This is a genomic window from Lentzea fradiae (assembly GCF_900100955.1).
Lineage (GTDB): Bacteria > Actinomycetota > Actinomycetes > Mycobacteriales > Pseudonocardiaceae > Lentzea > Lentzea fradiae.
Window position 1 is genome coordinate 84,062 of the sequence record NZ_FNCC01000006.1, and the last position, 25,435, is coordinate 109,496.

The 25,435-nt window shown below is 69.4% G+C and carries 25 protein-coding genes and 2 tRNA genes; 13 read left to right on the forward strand and 14 right to left on the reverse strand.

Features of this window, described 5'->3' with window-relative positions:
* Positions 1–22 precede the first annotated feature (22 nt).
* The 4 genes from BLT23_RS14960 to BLT23_RS14975 form a co-directional block, all read right to left on the reverse strand.
* A complete protein-coding gene (locus tag BLT23_RS14960) occupies positions 23–979 on the reverse strand; it encodes an ABC transporter substrate-binding protein (RefSeq protein WP_218133755.1) in 957 nt (318 codons plus the stop codon).
* Entirely contained in the window at positions 979–2,916 is a 1,938-nt protein-coding gene (locus BLT23_RS14965; protein WP_090049626.1) for an ABC transporter permease, read from the reverse strand. The genes BLT23_RS14960 and BLT23_RS14965 overlap by 1 nt, the downstream gene beginning before the upstream one ends.
* Complete coding sequence (locus tag BLT23_RS14970) at positions 2,916–3,929, reverse strand: quaternary amine ABC transporter ATP-binding protein (protein ID WP_245743967.1); 1,014 nt, start codon at positions 3,927–3,929, stop codon at positions 2,916–2,918. The genes BLT23_RS14965 and BLT23_RS14970 overlap by 1 nt, the downstream gene beginning before the upstream one ends.
* A 396-nt stretch (positions 3,930–4,325) precedes the next feature.
* Positions 4,326–6,080, reverse strand: a complete 1,755-nt coding sequence (locus BLT23_RS14975) for a hypothetical protein (protein ID WP_143035941.1) — start codon at positions 6,078–6,080, stop codon at positions 4,326–4,328.
* A gap of 19 nt (positions 6,081–6,099) precedes the next feature.
* Between BLT23_RS14975 and BLT23_RS14980 the strand changes: the two genes are divergently transcribed.
* The 3 genes from BLT23_RS14980 (at position 6,100) to BLT23_RS14990 (ending at position 9,476) form a co-directional block, all read left to right on the forward strand.
* A complete protein-coding gene (locus BLT23_RS14980; protein ID WP_090049632.1) occupies positions 6,100–6,861 on the forward strand; it encodes an alpha/beta hydrolase family protein in 762 nt (253 codons plus the stop codon).
* Between the two features lie 194 nt (positions 6,862–7,055).
* The gene (locus BLT23_RS14985) at positions 7,056–8,276 is read left to right on the forward strand and encodes a helix-turn-helix domain-containing protein (protein WP_090049634.1); all 1,221 of its coding nucleotides are present in this window, start codon (positions 7,056–7,058) and stop codon (positions 8,274–8,276) included.
* A 381-nt stretch (positions 8,277–8,657) separates the two neighbouring features.
* On the forward strand, positions 8,658–9,476 hold the full coding sequence (locus tag BLT23_RS14990; RefSeq protein WP_090049636.1) for an alpha/beta hydrolase: 819 nt from the start codon (positions 8,658–8,660) through the stop codon (positions 9,474–9,476).
* 1 nt (position 9,477) lies between these two features.
* Here BLT23_RS14990 and BLT23_RS14995 read toward each other — a convergent pair whose 3' ends face one another.
* The gene (locus BLT23_RS14995; RefSeq protein WP_218133756.1) at positions 9,478–11,010 is read right to left on the reverse strand and encodes a helix-turn-helix domain-containing protein; all 1,533 of its coding nucleotides are present in this window, start codon (positions 11,008–11,010) and stop codon (positions 9,478–9,480) included.
* Between the two features lie 252 nt (positions 11,011–11,262).
* Here BLT23_RS14995 and BLT23_RS15000 point away from each other — a divergent pair, with 252 nt between their 5' ends.
* From BLT23_RS15000 to BLT23_RS15010, 3 genes are all read left to right on the forward strand, one after another.
* Entirely contained in the window at positions 11,263–11,619 is a 357-nt protein-coding gene (locus BLT23_RS15000; protein WP_090049640.1) for a recombinase family protein, read from the forward strand.
* Positions 11,616–12,236, forward strand: a complete 621-nt coding sequence (locus BLT23_RS15005; protein WP_176946759.1) for a hypothetical protein — start codon at positions 11,616–11,618, stop codon at positions 12,234–12,236. The genes BLT23_RS15000 and BLT23_RS15005 overlap by 4 nt, the downstream gene beginning before the upstream one ends.
* A gap of 182 nt (positions 12,237–12,418) precedes the next feature.
* Entirely contained in the window at positions 12,419–12,883 is a 465-nt protein-coding gene (locus BLT23_RS15010; RefSeq protein WP_090049642.1) for a hypothetical protein, read from the forward strand.
* Between the two features lie 142 nt (positions 12,884–13,025).
* On the opposite strand, the gene BLT23_RS15015 is transcribed toward BLT23_RS15010, so the two are convergent.
* A tRNA-Pro gene (locus BLT23_RS15015) sits at positions 13,026–13,099 on the reverse strand.
* Between the two features lie 62 nt (positions 13,100–13,161).
* Here BLT23_RS15015 and BLT23_RS15020 point away from each other — a divergent pair.
* The 3 genes from BLT23_RS15020 (at position 13,162) to BLT23_RS15030 (ending at position 14,362) form a co-directional block, all read left to right on the forward strand.
* Positions 13,162–13,232 (forward strand) — tRNA-Gly (locus BLT23_RS15020).
* Between the two features lie 269 nt (positions 13,233–13,501).
* On the forward strand, positions 13,502–13,843 hold the full coding sequence (locus BLT23_RS15025) for a VOC family protein (protein ID WP_090049644.1): 342 nt from the start codon (positions 13,502–13,504) through the stop codon (positions 13,841–13,843).
* Between the two features lie 183 nt (positions 13,844–14,026).
* Positions 14,027–14,362: a histidine triad nucleotide-binding protein gene (locus BLT23_RS15030; RefSeq protein WP_090049645.1), complete on the forward strand. Its 336-nt coding sequence runs from the start codon at positions 14,027–14,029 to the stop codon at positions 14,360–14,362.
* On the opposite strand, the gene BLT23_RS15035 is transcribed toward BLT23_RS15030, so the two are convergent.
* Positions 14,343–14,951, reverse strand: coding sequence for an MBL fold metallo-hydrolase (locus BLT23_RS15035; protein WP_090049647.1), 609 nt, complete (start codon positions 14,949–14,951; stop codon positions 14,343–14,345). The two genes, BLT23_RS15030 and BLT23_RS15035, sit on opposite strands and share 20 nt — an antisense overlap.
* The gene (locus BLT23_RS15040) at positions 14,948–15,622 is read right to left on the reverse strand and encodes a 2-phosphosulfolactate phosphatase (RefSeq protein WP_425434382.1); all 675 of its coding nucleotides are present in this window, start codon (positions 15,620–15,622) and stop codon (positions 14,948–14,950) included. The genes BLT23_RS15035 and BLT23_RS15040 overlap by 4 nt, the downstream gene beginning before the upstream one ends.
* Positions 15,623–15,648: 26 nt before the next feature.
* On the opposite strand from BLT23_RS15040, the gene BLT23_RS15045 reads away from it, so the two are divergent.
* A complete protein-coding gene (locus tag BLT23_RS15045; protein WP_090049650.1) occupies positions 15,649–16,110 on the forward strand; it encodes a ribose-5-phosphate isomerase in 462 nt (153 codons plus the stop codon).
* A complete protein-coding gene (locus tag BLT23_RS15050) occupies positions 16,103–16,903 on the forward strand; it encodes an Fpg/Nei family DNA glycosylase (protein WP_090049652.1) in 801 nt (266 codons plus the stop codon). Before BLT23_RS15045 ends, BLT23_RS15050 begins: the two co-directional genes overlap by 8 nt.
* Here BLT23_RS15050 and BLT23_RS15055 read toward each other — a convergent pair.
* From BLT23_RS15055 to BLT23_RS15070, 4 genes are all read right to left on the reverse strand, one after another.
* A complete protein-coding gene (locus tag BLT23_RS15055; RefSeq protein ID WP_090049654.1) occupies positions 16,900–17,637 on the reverse strand; it encodes a hypothetical protein in 738 nt (245 codons plus the stop codon). The genes BLT23_RS15050 and BLT23_RS15055 overlap by 4 nt on opposite strands.
* Before the next feature lie 57 nt (positions 17,638–17,694).
* Positions 17,695–18,906: a GNAT family N-acetyltransferase gene (locus BLT23_RS15060; RefSeq protein WP_090049656.1), complete on the reverse strand. Its 1,212-nt coding sequence runs from the start codon at positions 18,904–18,906 to the stop codon at positions 17,695–17,697.
* Positions 18,907–18,946: 40 nt separating this feature from the next.
* Entirely contained in the window at positions 18,947–20,299 is a 1,353-nt protein-coding gene (locus BLT23_RS15065; RefSeq protein ID WP_090049657.1) for an aldehyde dehydrogenase family protein, read from the reverse strand.
* Between the two features lie 229 nt (positions 20,300–20,528).
* Positions 20,529–21,137: a mycothiol-dependent nitroreductase Rv2466c family protein gene (locus BLT23_RS15070; protein WP_090049659.1), complete on the reverse strand. Its 609-nt coding sequence runs from the start codon at positions 21,135–21,137 to the stop codon at positions 20,529–20,531.
* 173 nt (positions 21,138–21,310) lie between these two features.
* Between BLT23_RS15070 and pepN the strand changes: the two genes are divergently transcribed.
* Together pepN and BLT23_RS15080 are read left to right on the forward strand one after the other, a co-directional pair.
* The gene (gene pepN, locus BLT23_RS15075; protein WP_090049660.1) at positions 21,311–23,887 is read left to right on the forward strand and encodes an aminopeptidase N; all 2,577 of its coding nucleotides are present in this window, start codon (positions 21,311–21,313) and stop codon (positions 23,885–23,887) included.
* A gap of 68 nt (positions 23,888–23,955) precedes the next feature.
* Complete coding sequence (locus tag BLT23_RS15080) at positions 23,956–24,606, forward strand: GNAT family N-acetyltransferase (RefSeq protein WP_090049662.1); 651 nt, start codon at positions 23,956–23,958, stop codon at positions 24,604–24,606.
* A 54-nt stretch (positions 24,607–24,660) separates the two neighbouring features.
* On the opposite strand, the gene BLT23_RS15085 is transcribed toward BLT23_RS15080, so the two are convergent.
* Entirely contained in the window at positions 24,661–25,140 is a 480-nt protein-coding gene (locus BLT23_RS15085; RefSeq protein ID WP_090049663.1) for a DUF5130 family protein, read from the reverse strand.
* Positions 25,127–25,372, reverse strand: coding sequence for an aa3-type cytochrome oxidase subunit CtaJ (gene ctaJ, locus BLT23_RS15090; protein WP_090049665.1), 246 nt, complete (start codon positions 25,370–25,372; stop codon positions 25,127–25,129). The genes BLT23_RS15085 and ctaJ overlap by 14 nt, the downstream gene beginning before the upstream one ends.
* Positions 25,373–25,435 lie beyond the last annotated feature (63 nt).

Below are 25,435 nucleotides of genomic sequence, written 5' to 3' on the forward strand. Positions count from 1 at the left end.
CCACCCCACCGCCGTCGCGCGTCTACCCCTGGGCGGGGAGCCACGCCTTGACCTTGTCGCCGTTGGCCTCGACCCACTTCTTGGCCGCGTCCTCCGGCTTCATCTTGTCCTCCGCGATGTACTTCGCGACGGTGTTCTGGTCCTCGTTGGTCCACTGGAAGTTCTTGACCAGCTGGTACGCGGGACCGTTGGCGTCGGCGAACTTCTTCGACACGATCTTGTCGAGGTCGTAGTCCGGGTAGTCGCAGGCGACCTTCTCGGCGTCGGCGTCACAGCCGGGCCTGTACTCCGGCAGCTTCACCTTCTCCAGCTTGATCTCGTTCAGCAGCCACTGCGGCGAGTAGAAGTAGCCGATGACCCACTTCTTGTCCTTCTCCGCCTGGCGGAACGCCTGGATCAGCGCGGTCTCGCTGCCGCCGTAGACGACCTTGAAGTTGAGGTTGAGGTTCTTCACCAGCGCCTCGTCGTTGGTGACGAACGACGGGTCGCCGTCGAGCAGCTGGCCCTTGTCCCCCGACTCGGACGTCTTGAACCGGTCCGCGTACTTGTCGAGGTTGTTCCAGTCGAGGATGTCCGGGTGCTCCTTGGCGAGCCACGGCGGCACGTACCAGCCGATCTGCCCCTTCACGCCGGTCGAGCCGGCGTTGACGGCGGTCTTCTGGTCGTCGATGTACTTCTTGCGCAGGTCGTCGTGGCCCCAGTTCTCGACGACGGCGTCGACCTCACCGGTGCCGAAGCCCTGCCAGGCGACCTCTTCCTTGAGCTCCTTCTTGGTGACCTTGCACCCGAGCTCCTTCTCGGCGACGTGCGCGAGCACCGCGGCGTTCGCCTCGTAGCCGACCCACGGGTTGATCGCGATGTTGAACGTGCCGCAGTCGCCGGCGGCACCCGACGAGGTGTCCCCGACCTTCGCGCCGCCGCACCCGCCGAGCGCGAGCGCTCCGACGAGCACCGCTGCGAGGACGTTGTGCCTTGCCACTACCGAACCTCCTGGTTGGTCCACCGCCTGGCGGCCGCCTGCGTGAGGCGGTCGAGCATGACGCCGAGCACGACGATCGCGGCACCGGCCGCGAGCCCCTTGCCGTACAGCTGGCCCTGCGAGAACCCGGCCACCACGTCGTAGCCGAGCGCGCCGGCGCCGACGAGACCGCCGACGACGACCATCGAGAGCACGTAGATCAGTCCCTGGTTGGCGGCGAGCGTCAACGCGCCGCGCGCCATCGGCAGCTGCACCTTCACGATCGTCTGCCACGTGCTCGCGCCGAGCGCCGTCGACGCCTCGACGCTCGCGGGCGGCACCGAGCGCACGCCGTCCGCGATGATCTTGGTGGCGACCGGGGCCGCGAACACCACGGCCGCGACGATGGCGGTGAAGCGCGACGCGGAGAACAGTGCGAGGAACGGCACCAGGTAGACGAAGGCGGGCATGACCTGGCCCGCGTCGAGGATCGGCCGGATGACGCGGTCGGCGCGCGTGCTGCGCCCCATCCACGTGCCGACGACGATGCCGACCAGCATGACGATGACCGTGGCGACCAGGGTGGAGGCGAGCGTGACCATGGCGTCCTGCCAGAGGCCGGTCGCGATGAGCAGGCCGAGGCAGACCGCGGAGACGACCGCGGACCTGACACCGCCGACCAGGAACGACAGCGCGACGACGACCAGCGCCACGAGGAACCACGGCGACTCGGCCAGCAGCGCCTGCAACGGGTTGATCAGCGCCCACGTCACGAAGTCCTTGACACCGCCCGTGATCACCGGCAGCGAGTCCTGCACCCACTCCGTCGCGGCGGTCGCGCCCTGCCGGATGGAGCTGCCGACCTCCACCTCGTCGGAGGGGAACTCCGCCGCCCACAGGTAGGTGTGGGACAGGTAGACGGCGACGCCCGTGACGCCGAGCCCGCCGAACAGCGCCCAGCGCGGGAGCGACCGGCGTTCGGTCGCGGCCGTCGTGACGCGGTCCAGCACGATCGCCAGCACCACGATCGCCAGACCGGCGTTGAACGCCGTGCCGACGTCGAGCGTCTGCAACGCCTTCACGACCGTCTTGCCCAGGCCCGGCGCGTCGATCAGCGCGGCGATCGTGACCATCGACAGCGCGGCCATGATCGTCTGGTTGACGCCGAGCACGATGGTCTTGCGCGACGACGGCAGCAGCACCTTCACCAGCGTCTGCTTGCCGGTCGCGCCCAGCGACTCGGACGCCTCGACGGTGTCGCGCGGCACCGAGCGGATGGCGTGCGCGGTGATGCGGATCGCGGGCGGCGCGGCGTAGATGAGCGTGGCGATCGTCGCGGACGCCGGGCCGATCAGGAAGAACAACGTCAGCGGCGCCAGGTAGACGAACGTCGGCATCGTCTGCATGAAGTCGAGCACGGGGGTCAGCACCCGGTGCACGCGGTCGGACAGGCCCGCCCAGATGCCCAGCGGCACACCGAAGAGCAACGCGATCGCGACCGCCGCCAGGGTGAGCGAGAGCGTGTCCATGCTCTCCTGCCACAACCCTTGCAAGCCGAGGAACGTGAACCCGGCGAGTGCGAGCAGCGCGACCCGCCAGCCCGCCACGACGAGGCTCACGAAGCCCGCGATCGCGACGACGCCGAGCCAGCCGATCACCGGCACCGGCCTGCCGAACGACGGCTGCGCGATCAGGGCCTGGATGAGCGTCACGAACTCGTCGATGACGAGCCGGATCTCGTTGAAGAAGTACAGGAACACCGGGTTGGTGTTGCGCGACGCGCCCACGGCGTCGTTGACCTCGTTGATCCACCGGTGCAAAGGCGTGAGCTGGGACGCGTCGAGCGGCAGCGTGCCGACGTCGCGCAGCACCAGCCACAGCACCAGCCAGGCCAGCACGATCCCGCCGACGAGCAGGGGCTTGCGGGGGATCTGCCGGGAAGCGGCGACGGCCACCATCACGCCTCCCCGGCCACGACCTCGAGGATCTCCTCGTCCGCCACGACGCCGAGCAGCTCGCCGTCCCGCACGACCTTCACCGGCTTGCCGGCGCCGAGCACGCTGCGCACCGCCTCCCGCACAACGGTTTCCGGTGCGAGCTCCGGGCCGTCGAGCACGTCGTCCTCACGCGGCGGGCGCATGATCCACTTCAGGGTGAGCACGTTCGCGCGCGGCACGTCCTTGACGAAGTCGCGCACGTAGTCGTCCGCGGGGGCGCCGACGAGCTCGTCGCCGGTGCCGACCTGGACGACCTGGCCGTCGCGCATGATCAGGATGCGGTCGCCCAGCTTGAGCGCCTCGCTCAGGTCGTGGGTGATGAAGACCATCGTCTTGCCGACCTCGCGGTGCAGCCTGATCACCTCGGACTGCATGTCGCGGCGGATCAGCGGGTCCAGCGCGGAGAAGGGCTCGTCGAAGAACAGGACGTCCGGATCTCCGGCGAGTGCGCGCGCCAGGCCGACGCGTTGCTGCATACCACCCGAGAGCTGGTCGGGATAAGACTTCTCGTAACCACTCAGGCCGACCAGGTCGATCACTTCCTGGGAGCGCTCCGCGCGTTTCGCACGCGGTACCCCGCGGATTTCCAGCCCGTAACCGACGTTGTCGGCGACGGTGCGGTGCGGCAGCAGACCGAAGTGCTGGAACACCATGGAGAACTTGTTCCTGCGCAGGTCGCGCAGCCGTTTCGCGTCCGCCGCGAGAATGTTCTCGCCCTCGAACACGACGGTTCCCGAAGTCGGTTCCACCAGCCTGGTGAGACACCGGACCAGAGTGGACTTGCCAGACCCCGACAGGCCCATCACCACGAACATCTCACCGGGCGCGACCTCGAAGTCCACGCCCCTGACCGCGGCGACGGCACCGGTGCGGTCCATCAACTCCTGCCGCGACAACGCTTTCAGCTCGTCGGACGCCGCCACCTGGGACGCCTTCGGCCCGAACACCTTCCACAGGTCCCTGACCGAAATCACGGGATCCACGCCAAACCACTCCGACCTTGTTGCGGACTGCGCACACCGTTTCTCGATGCGCGACAGCATTGACCTTCACACGGACGCGGTCAAGGGTCGGTACGAATTCCGTCCACAATGGACGACCAATCATCCCATGACTTGACTCGGCTTGGACCCGTGTGGAAAAGCTGGACTGAGCGGCCCCCTGCTCCGCTTTCCCCTCCACCGAGGAGCTGTTCTCGTGCGAGCCCCGGGAACCGCTCTGACAACGGCACTCGTGCTGACCCCCGCCGGTTGCGGCGATGAGTCCACAGTGTCATCCCGCTCCAGTTCCGCGGTACCGGCAGCACCTTGCGGTTGCATTACCATCGCCGTCAACGGGTGAGGCGAACGTGGTTCTCCTGACCGGCGTGGTCAGCTCCCGCTCCGCGACCACCACTTCTCGTCGGGCCCGGAGATGTCCTCCACGCTCAGCCTGCGCACCGACCCCGCCCGCCTGAGCCGGGCCACCAGCTGGTCCTGCCGCTGCGCGAGCCGGCGGTAGATCTCCACGGCGGAGGTCTCCCGCCTGCCCAGCCGCCGTTCGACGGTGCGCCAGTTGCCGAGGAACTCGAGCGTCAGGTCGATGACGGCCTGACCGGCGTGGGCGGTGAGCGTGTCCGCGGGCGAGGCGAACCGGCCCGCGTGGAAGGCGAGGTTGCGGGTGGCGTAGAGCCACTCCAGCACCGCCGCGGCGGTGTTCTCCTGCTCCCGCAGCCAGTCCGCGAGCGCCTTCGAGTCGGCGAGCCTGGCCTGCCAGACCTCCACCAGGTCGCGCACCAGCCCGCCCTCGTTCCCGGCGAGGTCCGCGACGGCCTGCCGGGCCGCGCGCAGCCCGTCGCCGGGACGGCGGTGCGGGACCAGCACCTCCAGCCACGCGTCGACGGACCTGAGGTGGTGTTTCACCCCGACCGTCGGCACCCGCGCGTCGAGCGGCCCGCGCAGCTCGCCGTCGTGGGTGGTGACCAGGACGTGCAGGCTGATCAGGTGCTGCCGCAACGTCTGGAGCGCGCACGCCTTGGCGAGCCACGCGATCTTGCCCGGGTCGAGCCCCGTCGCATCCAGGGCGCTCCACGCGAGTCCCGCGCTCGCCATCGGCGCGTCGACCTGCCGGGCGAGGTTCGCGACGCGCATCGCGCTGCGCAGCTCGACGGGCCAGTACGGGGTCAGCGGGTAGGCGTTGCCGACCGTGCGCCGGTGCTCGGTGCCGCGCGTGACCCGCCCGCCGGGGCTGCTGACCTGCCAGACCGGCGCGACGTGCAGCTCGGTGAGCCGCTCCCCCGCCGCGTACTGGTCGAGCACCTCGTTCAGCACGCGCCGCCCCCGCACCGCCGCCGTGTGCACGTCCGGGGCGCGCACCGGCAGCCGCACCAGCACCGACGACCCGTTCACCGCGCCCTTGAGGAAGTCGTCCTTCGGCAACCTGTTGCGGTGCAACGGCTCTTGCCGCGCGTCCGGCAGCAGCTCGTCGAGGTGCCGCAACACCCTCGCCCCGCTCACGACCAGTGCCACGACGTACTTGCGCGGCTCCGGCCACAGCACCTCCCCCAGGTCACCGGGCTTCTTGAGCCACCGCAGCAGGTCCGCGCGCAATTGCCTGCCGTCCCGCCCGTGCACCGCCACGAGCACCGCAACCTCGGCGATCATCCTGCCGCGCAACGGAAGCGGCACTCCGCTCCACAGTGGACCGATCCACCCCCTGACCGCCTTTCCCAACGCCTCCGGATCGAGCTTCGCCGCTGCCGCCGCCGTGACCTGCGGATCGAGACGCTGCCCGTCCGCCGCGATCGCCGCGTCGACCTCGCGCAGAACCTTCCGCGCCCTGGCGAGCTCCCTGGCACCTCCGTGCGCATACGCGGGCTTGGCGGCGTCGAGGCACGCGATCGACGTGACGACGATCCGGCGCAACAGGTTCCACCGGGGCTGGTCCTCCGCCGCGTGGCTCTCCAACGCCGTCCGGGCCCGCGTGACGGCCAGAAACGCGCTGTTGAGCCCCGCCACGTGCTCACCGAGGTGCGCATCCGGATCCAGTGCCCGCAGCACCCCCTGCAACAACGCCCGCTGCCCGCGGTCGAGCCCGGCGTCGTCGAACGCCTGCCGAAGCCGGCCGTCGAGGTACTGGTAGCGCACGTGACGCACCATAGAGGGCATGGACAACCGAAAAGCGGTCTTCGCGGGCGCCCACGGCCACACCCTCGCGGGCCGCCTCGAACTACCGGAAGGCGACCCCGTCGCGACCGCCGTGTTCGCGCACTGCTTCACCTGCGGCAAGGACTCGGTGGCCGCCACCCGCATCGCCCGCGAGCTGGCCTCCCACGGCGTCGCCGTCCTGCGCTTCGACTTCACCGGCCTCGGCCAGTCCGACGGCGACTTCGCGAACACCACCTTCACGTCCAACGTCGACGACCTGGTGTGCGCCGCCACCCACCTGCGCGACACCATCGGCGCCCCGAGCGTCCTCATCGGACACTCACTGGGCGGCGCCGCCGTGCTGGCAGCCGCCCACCGCATCCCCGAGGCCCGTGCCGTCGTCACCATCGGCGCCCCCGCGGACACCGCCCACGTGGAGCACCTGCTCGGCCCCGCCAAGGCCGAGATCGAGGAACAGGGCGTCGCCGAGGTCGTGCTGGCCGGCCGCCCGTTCCGCATCAGCGACGGCTTCCTCACCGACATCAACCAGCAGAACCAGACCGCGTGCATCGCCGGCCTCGACCGGGCCCTGCTCGTCATGCACTCACCGCAGGACGACCTGGTCGGCGTCGACAACGCCCGCCTGATCTTCGAGGCGGCCCGGCACCCGAAGTCGTTCGTCTCGCTCGACGGCGCCGACCACCTGCTCACCGACCGCAGCGACGCGGCGTACGTGGCACGGGTGCTGGCGGCGTGGGCAAGCCGCTACCTCGGGGCGTGACCGCGGTCAGCCGAATTCGCCGGTTTCCCGACCACCGAAGCACTCGCGGGCCGCATTCGTCCCTACCGCATTCGACGTACGCAAGCCAGGACACCTTGTCCTAGTCGCACGTCACCCATTTGATGAGGCCGGAACCCGCGTACCCTGACAACGGCTCGCAATCTCACCCCGACGGCAGGAGGTGAATCGGCCCCATGTCCGGCGATCAAAGCCTCGGTCAACGCATCCGGCGCGCCCGGAAGCGTCGCCAGCTCACCCAGGAAAAACTGGCGGAAAAAGCCGAGATCAGCGTCGACCTGGTGCGCAAGCTGGAGCAGGAGATCCGCCACACGGCAAGCATGAGCTCGTTGACCCGCATCGCCCGAGCGCTGGATGTCGACGTGCCGCAGCTTCTGGGACAGACCAGCACCATCGAGCCGTTGGTGGACGAGGAGTCCGCCGGCATCCTGGCCATCCGCGACGAGCTGACCTCGTTGTCCTGCTTCCCCGGCCTGGCGGACGAAGAGGTCTTCAACGACGAGCCGCCCACCGTGGCCGGCCTGCGCGTCGCCCTCTCCCACGCGGAGACCATCCGTCAGCAGGGCTCGTTCGCGCAGCTCGGCGTCCTGCTGCCCGGCCTGATGGCCGAGGCACGAGCAGCGGTGCGCGAACTGTCCGGCGACGACCAGGCAGCCGCCTGCGGCCTGCTGTCCGAGGTCATCCAGATCGCCTCGACGATGCTCACGGCACTCGGCAAGCCCGACATCGGATACATCGGCCTCGTCCGCGCACAGGAAGCCGCGGAGCGTTCGGGGGACGAGTTGCTGCAAGCGATGAACGTCTCCGCCTTGTCCTGGGTGTTCTTCAAGCAGGGTCGGCTGGCGGACGCCGAGACCGCGGCACTGCGCAAAGCGGAGCAGCTCGCCCCGGACTTCATCAACGGCCCGGCGGAACGCCTCGCGGTCTGGGGCATCCTGATGCTTCGCGCGGGTAGCGCCGCCGTGCGCGACAAGAGGGCGGAACGCTCCGAAGAGCACATGAGCCTCGCCCGGGCCGCCGCTGCGCGGATCGGCACAGACCACAACATCCATGCCACGCCGTTCGGCCCGACCAACGCAGGCATCGCGGCCGTGAACGCGGCGGTGGAAAGCGAACGCTTCGAGCACGCCCTCGAACTGACCAGGTCCATACCGGCGAACGGCTGGGTCTCGCCGACCTTCCGAGCCCGCCATCTCCTCGACGTGGCCATCGCGCACAGCGAACTCGGCCAAGACGAGGCCGCCACCTCGCAGCTCCTCGCAGCCGAACGCATCGCGCCGGAATGGATGCGCTACCACACCCTCAGCCGGCAGACGGTGCACGAACTGGCTGAACGTGCACGGCGCAAGCAGACGCCACTCCTGCAACTCGCGGACCGCCTGCGAATCGGGCTGTAGTAAATCCCCGGTGCTGCACCGGCACGACGATTTTCGGGACCAGGACACTCCGTCCTGGTCTCTTTGTTCATTTGCGCCCGCTCTGAACGGCCGCCACTTCTGAAGCACTACGGTGGTGATTCATTACCTTCTCTGCTTTTGGTGCAGCGGCTACGGTTGCAATCCTTTTAGGGCCTCTAATCGCGCCACGATCGCGGAGGAAGATGGGCAACAAAGCACTCGCTTTCTACCGCAAGGGATAGTGGAATGACTCATTCGAGTACTTATGCGCCGGTGGCTGCGCAGAACTGGAGTCGAACCCAAGCCTGACCCGTCCTGTTGAAGGGTCGCGGTAGGTGCAACGGGCCTGAGATCATGAGGGCAGCCGACCCAGGAGCCTGGATGCCTGTCAACCGCACCGAGACAACCATCCGCACCCTCGACGGCCTCCACCTGCGCGGGACGCTCGACACTTCCGACACTCCCACCGACCGCTCCATCGTCCTGGTGCACGGCGGCGGCGTCACCCGCGACGAGGGCGGCTTCTTCACAAGGCTGGCAACCGGCCTCGCCGAGGCAGGCGTGGCCGCGCTCCGCTACGACCTTCGGGGCCACGGAGAGAGCGACGGGGCGCAGCAGGACGCCACTCTGGCCGGACACCTCAACGACATTGCCGTTGCCCTGCAACACGTCCGTGAGGTAACCGGCGCTACGCGGGTCAGCCTGCTCGGTACGAGCTTCGGTGGCGGTCTCGCCGCTTACTACGCCGGGACGCGGCCGGCCGAACTGGACCGCCTCGTGCTGCTCAACCCCCAGCTCAACTACCAGAACCGCTACATCGAGCAGAAGCCGTACTGGGATGGCGACCACCTCAATGACGAGATGGCCGCGCATCTCGCCGAGCAGGGCTTCATCGCGCACTCGCCCACCGTCAAGCAGGGCCGCGCCTTCCTCAACGAGGTGTTCTGGATTCGGCCACTCGACGTGCTGGACAAGATCACCGCGCCGACGCTGCTGGTCCACGGGACACAGGACACGTTCGTGCCGGTGGACGTGTCGAGGCAGGCAGATCAGCAAATCCGCGGTGAGCACCGGCTGGTCGAGATCGAGGGTGCGCAGCACGGCTTCGCGGTGCATGACGATCCCGAGTACGCCGACCCGCAAAGCCAAGCCTGGCAACGGTTCGTCATCGAGACGGTGTGCGACTGGGTTACCGCGTAGATCAGCCGGTAAGTACTTCGCGGAGTGCTCGCGGGGCTGGGCGACTGGCCCACGGCTGCAAAGTGGCGACCGTGCGGCCGAGCTCGCGCCTTGTTCGGGCTGAGCTGGTCGCCGCCGCCAGTTCCGCGGCTTGCAGGCCGACGGTCGCGGCGTCGTCCGGTTCGCCGGACAAGGCCAGCGCCGACGCCCGCCGCGCCAGGAAGTACCCCTGGTCGCGGGTCGAGAGCACTCCCGTGTTCAGCACCTCGCTGTAGAGCATCGCTGCACGTAGAGGCTTGCCGGCCTCGATGTAGCAGCTGGCTGTTTGGAGTGTCAGCGACGAGATGCTGTAGTGCGTGGCAAGGCCGCTGTTGTCGGCCGAATCCCCGGCGCTGCTCAGATACTCGCGCGATCGCTCCAGCTTCCGTTCGACGTCGAGCATTGGCAGGCCGAGCATGGCCAGTCCGCGCGCTTCCTGCTGAGCGACTTCAGCCCGAACCTTCGGCGGCAGATTCCACGGCCCAGACTGCGCTGCTTCAGCAAAGCCGAGCACGTTCACCGCGTCGCGGTCGTCGTAGGCAGTCTGGGCCTTCTTGAGCAGGACGTAGCCCTGCATCGGGAGGTCGCCGGAAAGCTGCGCCCACTCGGTTGCCCGGTCGTGCCAGAACGTCGCCCGTGCCTGGTCGTGGAGGTCACGGCACAACCACCCGGCGAACTCCGCGCCGCGTGCGCCAACGGCAAACAGCGCCCGGCGGATGTCAGGCTTGGCGTCCTGGGCACAGACCTTGATCGCCCCGAGCATCCCCAGCAGGGTCGGCAGCGTGCGGTCTGAGCCGAGCATGCCGTCATCGGCCTTGCAGTTGTCGAGCTGGCGCGTGAACGAGGCGACGATCTCCGCGTCCGAGTAGCGCCGGGCGTTCTCGAGCGCCTTCCCGATGTGATCGGCCTCGTCGGCGTTCACGCCCGGCAAGGTGGCGGCGGCAACGCCCTGGAAGAGCAACGAGCGACGGCTAAGCGGCATGGTGTCCTGTTCGGCGGCGGTGAGTGCACCCGATGGGCGCTCACCTTTGACCGCCCCACCGGAGATGCCACCGGGATTCCCGAGATCAGGCGTGTCTACGCCCTCGGGCGTGCGGGCCTGTCGGTCTTCGGCCGCTGTCTGCGGCCTGCCCGGCATGCGAAACCACAGTAGGTCGCGCGGCATCCCGAGGACATGCGCCCAGCGCATGAGGCGCGGCAGATCGGAGACACCTTCGCCGCCCTCGATGCGGCTCAACCGGGTCTGCGAGATACCAAGCCAGCGAGCCGCAACTTCTTGGGAGATGGTGCGGCCGTGGTGGCCGTGCGTCCGGTAAGCCCGAATGACCGCGCCCATGTCGCAAGTGTCGAACGCCTCGCACATTTCCGCTGTACGCCAGAACTCTGGCGGCACGACCGGCGGGCTGACGACGAGGTCACGAGCCTTCTTCTTGCATGCGTTGCACTGGCGGCCGCGGTTGTCGCGCGCCAGGCGCGTGCCGCAGGCGCAGCGCCGAACGCTCCCGTCAGCAGCCATGAGTCCGGTCTCCAGTCGTACCTGATCTAACGCGTTGCGACAGCCTAGCCACGTTAGGCCACTTGGACGGCTTCCATCATGCGGATGGCGCATAACGATCATGCGGCTCACGCACCGACGCTTTCGCTGGTCACGGCCAATCTCGATTGCGAGTGTCCGGCGCTCAAGAGCCCTCCGCCCCGACATGGCCCCTGGGCGTCGGACACCACCCATCCCGTGCTTTAAGCACCAGATTGCCGAGGTGGCCTGATCGTGAAGCAAAGCCCTCGCCGCGAGTCGGCCCGGCTCGGCCTCCGGCCGACCGTTTGCGGCTACATCCGTGTCGAGCGCCCGGATGAGGACGCCGTTTCCGAGCGGAAGGCGGTCATCCAGCAGTACTGCCCAGAACAGGACTTCCTGCTGGAGACGATCTTCACTGATCGGACGGTGTGCGGCGGCACGTTGACCCGTCCGGGCCTCGTCGGCGTGCTGAGCCTGCCGGGCGTCATCGGGGCGGTCATTCCGTCCGAAGAGCACCTGTCGCAGTACGACCTGCCGCTGGCACGGCTGCGTCGGGTGATTGCGCGCACCAGCTCCGAAGTGCTGTGCGTCGAGGCGGGGGAAGCGTGAGCACCCAACAGCTTGCGAAAGCGTCGCAGATCATCGCGCCGTACATCACGTCCTGGAGCGCGGAGCAGGACTTGCCGTACCGGCTGATGGAACGCCCCGGACTGGGAATCGGCTACGCCGACGAGTCCTTTGGAGACCGCGACGCCAAAGGCGTGCTCTGGCAACGAGCCGCAGTGCGCCACGGTGTCGGCAAGCCGGAGTTCGGCAAGGTGCATCCACTCAGGCAACGCCGCGCCATGCGCCAGCTCCTGTGCCAGGTCTGTGCCGGGCCTGCCGACCGGAACGACGACGGCGTGCTGTGGCTGTTGCGGGACTACCGGAGCGACTGGCCGGGATGGCCGAACGGCATGGGCTGCAACGAGCCGCCGGTCTGCATGCCGTGCGTCGCGATTTCCTTGCGCCTGTGCCCGGCGCTTCGGCGCGGCGCGGTTGCGATTCGCGCCCGCAAGTTCGATGTGGCGGGCGTGCGCGGCGCGCTCTACCGAGCGGGTGCGGCCCAGGAAGCCAGCCTGGCCTACGACGACCCGGACGTCCGGTGGCTGGTCGCCTCCGCCCTGATTCGCAAACTCCACTGCTGCACCTTCGTGCCGCTCGCGGAACTGACCGAAGGGAGGTGACGCTCATCCACTGACCTGCACGAGTGACAGACGCGAACCACCTAGGGGTCTGCTGCACGAGTAGGTGACCCATCGCGGCGCAGCGCTCCCGCATCGCTAATTTCAGGCAACGGGCCAAGCGCAACAAGGATGCCTACTTCGCCGAGGCCCTGAGCCTTGAGGAGTTCAAGGCAAAGCAGGACTTGACGAACAGCGAGATCGCCGCTGCCGAGAAGATCACTACGAAGTGGACAGTCACCGCCGAGTCGATCAAGGTCAGCCTCGACGAAGCACTGAGCATCACGGTTGATCCGTACCGGCTCTTCACCGAGGCGCCGGACGCCATGCGGCTCCTGTTGACCCAAGCGGTCTTCGAGAAGCTCTGGGTGATGGACACTGAGATGGTCGGCTCCGAGCTGACCGACGCCTATCACGAGCTGTTGACCGCTGAAGCCCAACTGGCGCTCGAAGGTCAACGGGAGGACGACAGCGCCTCTGACGAACTGAACCTCGCTCCTGCACCACGGACCTACCACCGCCAGCGAAACGGCGATGGCGGCGACCTGGATGGCGAAGACGACCTTGCGGAGTTGGCCGGACGACTCTGGTCGAGCGGCCACGGGGTGCACTATCTCTGGACAGCCAAAACCCCGCCTCACCTGAGGTGAGACGGGTTCCGACGTACTTCATCTGGTCGGGGCAACAGGATTGAACCTGCGACCCCCCGCTCTCCAGTCGGGGTGTCACCGAGCCCTGTGCTCACCTAAAGGAAGAGCCCTGACCAACGTTTCCGCTGGTCAGGGCTCTTGATCGGGGCGACAGGATTTGAACCTGCGACCCCCCGCTCCCAAAGCGGGTGCGCTACCAAACTGCGCCACGCCCCGGTTGCACCCACCTTACCGCCCTCCGCTAAGGTATTGACCGCAGCCCCACCAAGGGCGGCAACGCGGGCGTAGCTCAATGGTAGAGCCCTAGTCTTCCAAACTAGCTACGCGGGTTCGATTCCCGTCGCCCGCTCGCGACCGAGGCCGACGTGTGTCTGCGAAAAGCGCAGACCTTGTCGGCCTCTCGTCTTTCCTCTGGGGGGCCGAGCCCCCCAGACCCCCAGCCGGGGGCGAGCCCCCGGACCCCCATCTCCTGTGGCCGAGCCCATGGCCGACCCCCAATGGTCGAGTTCGTAGTGGTCCCGTGGTCGAGGTCGCAGTCGAGATCGTGGCGGGCCCGTGTTGAGGTCCTGGGGCGGCAGAATGAGGGCTGGGTGGAGTGGTGGCTGAGGTGGAGGTTTGGTGGACTTTCGGCTGGAGCAGGTTGTTGTCGACAGTGCTGAGCCTGGGCGGTTGGTTCGGTTTTGGGCCGGGTTGCTGGGTGGGGAGCCTGTTGAGCGGGATGGCGGGTGGGCCCACGTCGAGACGCCTGGTGGGGTTCGGATGGCGTTTCAGCCTGTGCCCGAGCGGAAAGATGTGAAGAACCGGGTGCATCTCGACTTCGTCGTCGAGGACATCGAGGCCGCTGTGGTGAAGGCGGTGAGTCTCGGGGCAGTTCGCGAAGGTGTGGTTGTCACCGACGCGAAGGGCAGTTTTCAGGTCATGCGGGACCCTGAGGGCAACGAGTTCTGCTTCGTGCGGTGAGGTCAGTGGAACGCGCGCCAGAGGGCCTCGCCGAAGCGGACCGCCAGGACCACCAGCAGGACGCCGATCGCGAAGCTGACGAGGCACCGGACGATCAGCAGCAGCTTGGCGCCCTTCATCCGGACATGGTCGGTCCCGCCCGGCGGCGGCACCAGGGTCCAACGGGCCCAATACGATGCGTGCGTGACCGACTGCCTGTTCTGCCGCATCGTCGCGGGTGAGATCCCGGCGACCGTCGTGACCGAGACCGAGACGACGCTCGCGTTCCGCGACATCGACCCCAAGGCGCCCACGCACGTCCTGGTGATCCCCAAGGAGCACCACCGGGAGATCGGGGACGTCGAGCCGCAGCTCGCGGGGGAGATCCTCGCCACCGCGCACCAGGTCGCCAAGTCCGAGGGGATCGACGCCTCCGGCTACCGGCTCGTGTTCAACACCGGCGAGGACGGCGGCCAGACCGTCTTCCACGTGCACTGCCACGTGCTCGGCGGGCGCGGGCTCAGCTGGCCCCCGGGATAGGCATCCGCCGCACGAACTCCGCGTCCACCGGGTCGCCGTGGCCCGGCACGACGACGCGCGGGTCCAGCTCCAGCAGGCGGTCCAGGACGGCACGCCAGTTCGACGGTGTGGCGTCCGGGCCCGCTTGGGCGGGCGCGCCCTGTTCGACCAAGTCGCCCGCGAAGACCACGCCGGCGTCCGGCACGTGCACGACGACGTCGTGCGAAGTGTGCGCGGGGCCGAAGTGGTGCAGGTCGACCCGGCGGCCGCCGACGTCCAGCGTGACGGTGTCGCGGAACGTGTGTGTGGGTGCGACGAGCGTGCCGTTGAACGGTTCGTCGTAGTAGTGCGCGCGGTCGTCCAGCAGTGAGTCGTCGACAACGCAGTCCTCGTGCGCCCACACCTCGCAGGGCAGAAACGCCTCCGTGGCCAGGACGTGGTCGAAGTGGTTGTGCGTCAGCACGATCCGCGACGGGCTGATCTCCCGCGCCAGAGCCTGATCCATGCCGGAGTCCACCAGCAGCGCGTCGCCCGCTCCGGTGATGTAGCCGAGGGTCAGGTCCAGCTCGGCGTGCCGCCGCACGAACACGCCCGGTGCGATCTCGATCACGCCGACTCCCGGAGCACGCCGTCGACGAGCACCGGGACGGCGGCGCTGACGCCGATCTCGACGGCCAGGTCCACGTCCGCCGCGTGTCCGCCGTGGATCAGCTCCTGGCCCGACCCGCACTCCCGCACGGCCGCCGCCACGTCGGTGTTCCGGAACGCCGTGACCGCGAGCAGGGCCTCGGCCGATGCCTTGCCGTCCAACGCCGCCAGCACCGCGCCCGCGCCCAGGTAGTCCTCGACGCACGGCCGCAACGGCCCGAACTCGCGTGGTCCCGACCGCAGGACGTCGAGGCCCCAGCGCTCCCCACCGGGCACCACGCCGATCGTCTCGCCCAGCTCGGCGGCCCGCCTGGCCACCGCCTCGGCGTTGCGCAGGCACGCGGCGAGGACGTGCCTGCCGGTGCGTGCCGCGAGCGCGCACAGGTTCGACCCGTTCGGCGACGGCAGCTCGACCAGGCCGGTGGCGTCCACGAGCGACGCCGGGCGCAGCGTCCTGCCCGACTCCGGCCGCCACTCGGACGGCCGCACCTGGCCGCCGTTGCCGACCACCAGGTCGACGGACGTCGTGAACGACAGCACGTCGACGATGACCAGCACGTCGCAGTCCCGCAGCGCCGTGACGCCTTCCGGCCCCCACTCCAGCCTCAGCTGGTACCCCTCCTGGCTGAACACACCCACCAGCGTGTCAGACTCGTGACGTGCGCGTTTACTTGGCAGCAGACCACGCGGGCTTCGAGCTGAAGGCCCACCTGTCCACCGCTCTCAAGGAGCAGGGTTACGAGGTCGTGGACGTCGGCGCCCACACCTACGACGCGCAGGACGACTACGTCTCGTTCTGCACCGACGCCGCCGAGCGGGTCGTCGCCGACCCCGGCAGCCTCGGCGTGGTGATCGGCGGTTCCGGCAACGGCGAGCAGATCGCCGCCAACAAGGTGAAGGGCGCCCGCGCCGCACTGGCGTGGAACGTCTCCACCGCCCAGCTCGCCCGTGAGCACAACGACGCCCTGCTCGTGGGCATCGGCGCCCGCCAGCACACCACCGAGGAGGCGACCGAGATCGTCTCGGCGTTCCTCAAGACGCCGTTCTCCGGCGAGCCGCGGCACCAGCGCCGCATCGACCTGGTCAGCGCGTACGAGAACAGCTCAGCCGAGAGTGCCTGAGGGCCACACGCTGCATCGCCTCGCGCGGCTGCACCAACGCAGGTTCGCGGGCAGGCCGGTGTCCGTCAGCAGTCCACAGGGACGCTTCTCGGCGTCCCTCGTGGACGGCCGCAAGCTCATCCGTGCCGAAGCGCACGGCAAGCACCTCTTCCACGTGTACGGACCGGACGCGATCGTGCACGTCCACCTCGGCCTCTACGGAACGTTCACCGAGGCGCCGCTGCCGGTGCTGCCGCCCGTCGGCCAGGTCCGCATGCGGATGGCCGGCGAGACGCACTGGACGGACCTGCGCGGCCCGACGGCATGCGAGGTGCTGAACAAGGCCGAGGTCAAGGCCGTCCGGGACAGGCTGGGGCCGGACCCGCTGCGCCGTGACGCCGACCCGGACCTCGCCTACCAGCGGATCATCCGGTCGAAGCAGCCGCTCGCCGTGCTGCTGATGGACCAGAAGGTGCTCGCGGGCGTGGGCAACGTCTACCGCGCCGAGGTGCTGTTCCGGCACAACGTGAACCCCATGCTGCCCGGCGCCGGGGTGAGCCGGGAGCTGTGGGACGCGATCTGGGCGGACCTCGTCGTGCTCATGAAGGACGGCGTGAAGGTCGGGCAGATCAACACCGTCCGGCCGGAGCACCTGCCGAAGGCGATGGGACGTGCGCCGCGCGTGGATCGGCACGGCGGTGAGGTGTACGTCTACCGCCGTGCCGGGGAACAGTGCTTCGTCTGCGGCACCGAGGTGCTGACCACCGCGCTGGCGGCCCGCAACCTCTTCTGGTGCCCGGTCTGCCAGGTCTAGAAGTCGAACCCGCCCATGTCGCCGAAGTCGAACCCGCCTCCGGCGTCACCCATGTCGGCGCCACCCATGTCGCCCATCCCCATGTCCCCCATGCCCATGTCGCCCATGTCGCCCATGCCCATGTCGCCGACGCCGTGCATGCCCGAGAACATGGCGTCCATCAGCAGGAACGTGCCCACACCCCAGGCGCCGGCGACGAGCGCGGGCTTCCACCACGGCTCGGAGTACCAGCCCCGCGGCACCGGGCGTCCCGCGACCATGCCGCCGGGGTAGTAGTACGGCGTGCCCGAACCGGACTGCGGCGACGCCGCGTACTGGTGGCCCTGGACGGTGACCTGGCGGTCCTCGCTGACGGCACCGGCCTGCTTCTGGCCGGCGATCTCGGGCAGCGCGGGACCGGGGTCCATGCCCATCGCCTCACGGGCCGCGCGCACGTAGTGCAGGCCCTCCATCGCGGTCTGGGTGACCAGCCGGGCCTGCGGGATCGTGCGGGCCTGCTCCATCTGGGACCCGGCCGCGGTGAAGCGCTCGGAGGCGTCCGCCAGCGCCTGGGTCGAGGCGGTGTTGCTGCCCGTGAGGCTCATCACCTGCCCACCGAGACGCTCGACCCACCGGCGTGCCTCCGCCTTGGCGTCATCGAGCTCCCGCGCCTTGCGCGCGTTGCTCTGGCTGACCAGGTAGAACACACCCGCGACCAGCAGTACCAGCACTACGACCCACACGATCGTGCCCACGGCTTTACCTCCCAAAGCAGGTGAACCGTCAACGTGTGAACGCCGGTCGTAGTTCCGTCAGAACACCTCCGGGCAATGCGGGACCTGGTCTCCGAGGAACGCCAGCGACAACGCGTCCACATGCCCGGCCGTGTGCTCGGCGACCCGGTGTGCCCGCCTGAGCAGGGAAAGCCTTGCGCCACCGAGGTAGGCGCTGCCGAGCGCGGCGACGTCGAGCGAGACGTCCGCCGGGTCGTCGGTCCGCGTGACGATCGCCTCACCGGCCTTCACCGTGAGACGCCAGCGACCCGCGTTCCACGGGCACAGCTCGTCCGCGACCTCCAGCACGCTGTCCACATCGGACGAGTAGCGGCGCAGCGGCAGCGCCTTCTTCACGTCGACGATCCGCAGCCACAGCGCGTCGGTCATCTCCCGCACGACCTTCCGCGGGTTGTCGACCATGTGCAGGATCGGGTCGTCCGCGGCGGTGTAGAACGAGATGCTGCCCGCGAGGTCGAGGTCCAGCAGGAACCGGTAGAGGTCCGCGTACGCCTGCTCGGTCTCGCACACCAGCTCCCGGACGTGCAGCGCGTGCTTGGGCCCGCCGCTGTCGCCGTCGCGCTTCACCCGGAACACCACATAGCCCTCGGGGTGCAGGCAGTAGCGGAAGGCGCTGAGGCCGCCCCGGTCGCTCTCGGAGTCGGCGAGGTGGACGTCCCACGTGCCCTCGACCCGGCTCAGCCAGCCGACCCGCGTGCGCCGCACCCGGTCGTGCACCTCGCGCATGAACGGCATGGCCTCCTCGCGGGTGACCTGCCGAATGCGGGCGGGGCTCACGGGCACGCCGGGGTGGAACGGCATCCGCGTCGGCATCGTCAGCTTCGACAGCCCCGACGCGTACTCGCCGTAGCCGAACCGGCGGTAGATGCCGCCCTCCGACGCCCACAGGATCGACATCGACTCACCGGCGTCGCGGATGCTGTGCAGCTGCGTCTTCATCAGCAACGAGGCCGCGCCACGGCGGCGGTTGCCCGGTTTCACGCCCACGGCCGTCACGGCACCGACAGGCGCTTGGACGCCGCCGGGCACGGTCAGCTCGCGGGTGAGGACGCCGCCGGTGCCGATCATCTCGTCGCCGTCGAACACCGCGTGCGCGCGGTCGAGTTCCAGGACCTTGAGCCACTTCTGCTCCTCGACGGGTTCGTCGAGGAACGACCACGCGAACACCCGGTTGAAGTCCGGGAAGTCGGCGGTGCCGATGGTCCTGATGCTCAGCGCCGAGTCAGCCATGGCCCAGTGATACGCCGCCCCGGCGCCGCGCGCAGCTCAATTACCGCTGGATCGACTTGATCTCGCAGAACTCGTCGAGCCCGAACCTGCCGAACTCGCGGCCGTTGCCCGACTGCCGGTAGCCGCCGAACGGCGCGCTGGTGTTGAACGCGGCGCCGTTGATGTCGACCTGCCCGGTGCGCAGCCGCCTGGCGACCCGCATCGCCCGATCGGTGTCCGCGGAGAACACCGCACCCGCGAGGCCGTAGATCGTGGAGTTCGCGATGCGCACCGCGTCGTCCTCGTCCGCGTACGGCATGACCGACAGCACCGGGCCGAAGATCTCCTCCTGCGCGATGGTCATCTCCGGCGTGACGCCGCCGAACACCGTCGGCGCGACGTAGAAGCCCTGCGGCAGCGGCGCGTCCGGCCCACCGGCGGCGAGCGTCGCGCCCTCCTCGATGCCCTTGCGGATGTACCCGACGACGCGGTCCCGCTGCGCCGCCGACACGGCAGGCCCGATGCGCGTGGACGGCTCGGCGGGGTCGGCGGGCGTGTACTTCGCCGCGGCCTGGGCGGCCAGCCCGACGGCCTCGTCGTGCCGGTCGGCGGGCACCAGCAGCCGGGTCCACGCGCTGCACGCCTGGCCGTTGTTCATGAACGAGTTGGCGACGGCGATCTTCACCGCCCGCCCGAGGTCGGCGTCGTCGAGCACGACGCACGCCGACTTGCCGCCCAGCTCCAGCGCCACCCGCTTGACCGTCTCGGCCGCCACCGCCGACACCCGCCGCCCGGCCCTGGTCGAGCCGGTGAACGAGACCATGTCGACGTCCGGGTGCGCCGCCAGCGCCTCCCCGACGACCGGACCGGTGCCGTGGACCAGTCCGAACACGCCCTCGGGCACAGCCGCGGCGACGACCTCGGCGAGCAGGTCGGCGGTGCCGGGCGCGAGCTCGCTCGGCTTGAGCACCACGGTGTTGCCCGCGGCGAGCGCCGGGACGACCTTCGCGACCATCTGCTGCAACGGGAAGTTCCACGGCGTGATCGCCGCGACGACCCCGACCGGCTCGCGGAAGACCAGCGAGCCGCCGATCTCCTCGGGCTCGAAGTAACCGCCCTCCAGCACGGCCGCGACGCCCTCCGCGATGGCGATGGGGTTCGTGACCTGCACCTTCTGACTGAAGGTGAGCGGCGTGCCCATCTCGCGGGTCATCGTCCGAGCCAGCTCGTCAGCGCGGTCCTTCAGGCCGTCGATGATCGTGCGGACGGCCTTGGCGCGCTCGTCCACAGAGGTCTGCGACCACGCCGGGAAGGCCGCGACCGCCGCGGCCACGGCCGCGTCGACGTCGGCCGGTGTGCCCTCGGCGACGGTGCCGACGACTTCCTCGGTGGCGGGGTTGACGACCTCGATCACGAGAGCCCTCCAGGCGGGACGCTAGATGTGACACTTGGGGCGGTGATGAGGTCCAGGGTGTCACATCGTGGCGCCGGGGTCACGTCCACCGGGGCAGAGGCAGGCGGGCAGCGGCGAGACGGCAGTGGCGCCGCCCCCGGTCACGGAGACCGGGCACGGCGCCACTCGCGCTCGACGAGGTGGTGCGCCCTGTCCCCAGGACGTCGGCGACCACCCCTGACGACAACGCTCAGCTGAAGTCCAGCTCGCCCGTCCTGGTCCGCTTGAGCTCGAAGAAGTACGGGTAGCCGGCGAGCAGCCGGGAGCCGTCGAAGATGCGGCCGGCCTCCTCGCCCCGCGGGATCTTGGTGAGCACCGGGCCGAAGAACGCCACGCCGTCGATGTGGATGGTCGGCGTGCCGACGTCCATGCCGACCGGGTCCATGCCGCGGTGGTGGCTCGCCTTCAGCTCCTCGTCGTACTCGGTCGAGCCCGCCGCCTCCGCCAGCTCCGCCGGCAGGTCCGCGTCGGCCAGCGCCAGCTTGATGACCTCGGTGAAGTCCTGGTTGCCCTCGTTGTGGATGCGCGTGCCCATCGCGGTGTACAGCTTCGGCAGCACCTCGTTGCCGAACTTCTGCTCCGCCGCGATGGCGACGCGCACCGGGCCCCAGCCCTTGGTCATGAGCTCCTTGTACTGCTCGGGCAGGTCACGGCCCTCGTTCAGCACGGCGAGGCTCATCACGTGGAAGCTGAGGTCGATGTCGCGGACCTTCTCCACCTCGAGGATCCACCGGGAGGTGATCCAGGCGAACGGACAGAGAGGGTCGAAGTAGAAGTCGACCTTCGCCTTGTCGGCCATGAGTGCCCTTTCGGTCGCGTTCTGTCGCGTCGGGTGCGTTTGTCGCCCCAACAGCCCAACCAGATCACCCCTTCATCTCTTCCCGGGCGGCGGTTCCGTGATTGGATGCGGGAGTCATAACCATTCCCGACGACGTCAGCGCGTAACCAAACGCGTGGCAGACGAGGTGACCAGTGGCCGCGCCCAACCTCACCCGCGACCAGGCTCAGGAACGTGCTGAGCTGCTGGAAGTGGAGTCCTACCGGATCGAGCTGGACCTGACCGACGGCGGCGGAAAGCCGGGTTCGGACACGTTCCGCTCCACCACCACCGTGGTGTTCCGAAGCCGGACTCCGGGTGCTTCCTCGTGGATCGACATCGTGGCGGCGACGGTGCACCGCGCTGTGCTGAACGGCAGCGAGATCGACGTCTCCGGCTACCGCGAGGAGGACGGCGTCCGCCTGCCGGACCTCGCGGAGACCAACGAGCTCACGATCGAGGCCGACTGCCGGTACATGAACACCGGCGAGGGCCTGCACCGGTTCGTCGACCCGGTCGACGGCGGGGTGTACCTGTACTCGCAGTTCGAGACCGCGGACGCCAAGCGCATGTTCGCGTGCTTCGACCAGCCCGACCTCAAGTCGGTCTACTCCATGAAGGTGACCGCCCCGCACGACTGGAAGGTCATCTCCAACAGCGAGATCACCGCCACGGAGGACGGCGAGGGCGGTGCGGACGTGCACACGTTCGCCACCACCAAGCCGATGTCCACCTACATCGTGGCGCTGGTCGCCGGCCCGTACGCCGAGTGGCGTGACGAGTTCGTCGACCAGGACGAGAACGGCTCCGAGATCCGGATCCCGCTGGGCATCTACTGCCGGGCCTCGCTCGCGCCGCACATGGACGCCGAGCGGCTGTTCACCGAGACCAAGCAGGGCTTCGGGTTCTTCCACCAGGCTTTCGGCGTGCGGTACCCGTTCGGCAAGTACGACCAGTGCTTCGTGCCGGAGTTCAACGCGGGCGCGATGGAGAACGCGGGCTGCGTCACGTTCCTGGAGGACTACGTCTTCCGCAGCCGCGTCACCCGCTACCTCTACGAGCGCCGCGCCGAGACCGTGCTGCACGAGATGGCGCACATGTGGTTCGGCGACCTGGTGACCATGCGCTGGTGGGACGACCTGTGGCTGAACGAGTCGTTCGCCACCTGGGCGTCCGTGCTCGCGCAGGCGGAGGCCACCGAGTACCGCCAGGCGTGGACGACGTTCGCGAAGATCGAGAAGTCGTGGGCGTACCGGCAGGACCAGCTGCCGAGCACGCACCCCGTCGCCGCGGACATCCCCGACCTGCAGGCGGTCGAGGTCAACTTCGACGGCATCACCTACGCCAAGGGCGCTTCCGTGCTGAAGCAGCTCGTCGCGTACGTCGGGCTGGAGAACTTCCTGGCGGGCCTGCGGGTCTACTTCGCCAAGCACGCCTGGGGCAACGCGACGCTCGCGGACCTGCTCGGCGCGCTGGAGGAGGCGTCCGGCCGCGACCTGTCGTGGTGGAGCGCGCAGTGGCTGGAGACCACCGGCCTGAACCTGTTGCGCCCCAAGTTCACCGTGGACGCGGACGGCAAGTTCACCGAGTTCGCCGTGTTGCAGGGCGGTGCCCGTCCGGGTGCCGGTGAGCTGCGCACGCACCGGATCGCGATCGGCGTCTACGACGACGACGGCTCCGGCAAGCTGGTCCGCACGCACCGCCACGAGCTGGACGTGACGGGCGAGCGCACCGAGGTCCCCGAGCTCGTCGGCGTGCACCGCGGCAAGATCGTGCTGGTCAACGACGACGACCTCACGTACTGCACGATGCGCCTGGACCCCGACTCGCTGGCCGCGCTGATCGACCACATCTCCGACATCGCCGAGCCGCTGCCGCGCACGCTGTGCTGGTCGGCCGCGTGGGAGATGACCCGCGAGGCGGAGCTGAAGGCCCGCGACTTCGTGAACCTGGTCCTCGGCGGCCTGCACACGGAGACCGAGGTCGGTGTCGTGCAGCGGCTGCTGTTGCAGGCCCAGACGTCGCTGTCGTCCTACGCGGACGACTCGTGGCGCGCGGAGGGCTGGCGCCGGTTCGTGTCCACCGCGCTGGAGTTGGCGCGGTCGGCCGAGCCGGGTTCGGACCACCAGCTGGCGTTCGTGAACGCGCTGACGTCCTCTGTGCTCGACGACGACACGTTGGACGTCCTGCGCGGCTGGTACGACGGCGCCGGCGCGCTGGAGGGCCTGGACGTCGACACCGACCTGCGCTGGCGGCTGCTGCAGGCGCTCGTCGCGCACGGCAAGGCGGACCTGGCGGAGATCGAGGCCGAGGAGGAGCGCGACCCGACCGCCACCGGTCACCGCCGCGCCCAGTCGGCCCGCGCCCTGCGCCCGACGGCCGAGGCCAAGGACGAGGCGTGGGACCGCGCCGTGAACGACGACGACCTGCCCAACGCGGTCAGCGAGGCGATCATCGCGGGCATCTCGCACCCCGGTCAGAAGGAGCTGCTCGCGCCGTACGTCGAGCGCTACTTCGCCGACGTCAAGGGCGTGTGGGACCGGCGTTCGTCCGAGCGGGCGCAGTCGATGGTGGTCGGCATGTTCCCGGCGTGGGCGATCGCGAAGTCCACTGTGGAGGCCGCGGACGCGTGGCTCGCGGACGAGCACCCGCCGGCCCTGCGCCGTCTGGTGTCCGAGGGCCGTGCGGGCATCGTGCGCGCGCTGGCCGCCCAGGAGTTCGACCGCTCCTGATGTAGCACCGTGGAAGCCCCGTGCCGCGTTCGCGCGTCGCGGGGCCTTCCCGTCTGAGGGGGAAATTCGTGTCCGAGAACGAGATCGGTCCGCTGGTCGAGCGCTGGCACCGCGGCTGGATCGCGGCCGACGGCCTGACGTCCGGGTACCGCGACGGCTACCTGGTCGTCCACGTGAACCGGCCGCACCGGCAGTACGAGTGGATCGCCACCGACGACACCGAGACCGGCGCGATGGCGAGCGTCGTGGCGGCGTCGCGGGAGCCGAACTGGCTGAGCGTGCCCACGCTCTCGCGGGAGAAGGTGGTCGCGGAGATCGAGGCGGCCGGGTTGGTCGTGGCCAGGCCGGACGAGACGTTCCTGCGCCGCGCGCTGCCCGGCCACCCGTGCTTCGACGCCCCGGAGGGCTACTCGGTCGAGGTGACGACGGGCCCGGTGTTCGGCGTGAAGGTGCTCGCGGAGGACGGCGAGCAGGCGGCGAGCGGCCTGATGGCCGTCGTGGGCGAGGACGCCGTCGCGCACCGCATCGAGACCGCGGAGGGCCACCGGCGGCGCGGGCTGGGCAGCGTCGTGATGGGCACGCTGGCGCGGCAGGCGCTAAAGGCGGGGGCGAGGACCGGGCTGCTGTTCTCGTCGACCGACGGGGTGCACCTCTACCGACGGCTGGGCTGGGAGCGGATCTCCGACCTCGTCGTCGCGCGCAACGACGTGCAGGCGTAGAGACGCGAGAACGCCCCCGGTGCGGCACCGGGGGCGCTCTCGCGTCTCTACGAGTCAGGAACGGGGCGCGCTGCCCGCCTGGTCGGTCAGCATGCGCAGGCCCGAGATCAGGCCGCCCGCGAGGTCGCCCTCCTTGAAGGACGCCACCATGCTCATCACGGCGAGCTTGGTGCCGCGGTCGGGGATGCGGCGGTGCGACTCCTCGCCCGTCACGACCTCGACGACGCGCTCGCCCGGCGAGACGGCCACGAGGACGTGGTGCGAGGGACGCTCGGTGGAGCCGTGCAGCTCCTCCGCCCGCTCACGCGAGGACGAGCCGAGCTCGCCCAGGTAGACGCTGAAGTCGAGGCCGGTCGAACGGCTGGAGAGCGTCAGCGCCTCGTCCAGCTGCGCGAGCTGCGACGGCGTGAACGGCACCTCGGGCACGTGCGGCTCGTACATCTTCGCCGCGGACACCCTGCCGCTGTTCGTCACGACGGCCCCGAGGGGCAGCGTCGCCGGGTCGACGGGAACGATCGTCTTACCAGTTGCCACGGGCACCTCCCTTGGCGGTCGAACCCGCGGCAGCGGGCTCGGCTGCGGTGTGGTGCTCCGCGCTCAGCCCGGCAGGGTTCGCGCTCCACCACACAGGGGCGTAGCCCCACTCCTGGCCGGGCCTGTACCGGGGGATCCGGGTGGCCTTTGGCCTCACCGTCAGCAGCGTGATCACGCCGTAGATCGCCAGCGGGATCAGCGCGAAGACGAGAACGGTCTCCACGATGGTCACGCGGGGTACGGTAGCCGAACTCAGCCGCGCGTGAGCGGCCGGGCCAGCGTGATCGCGGTCAAT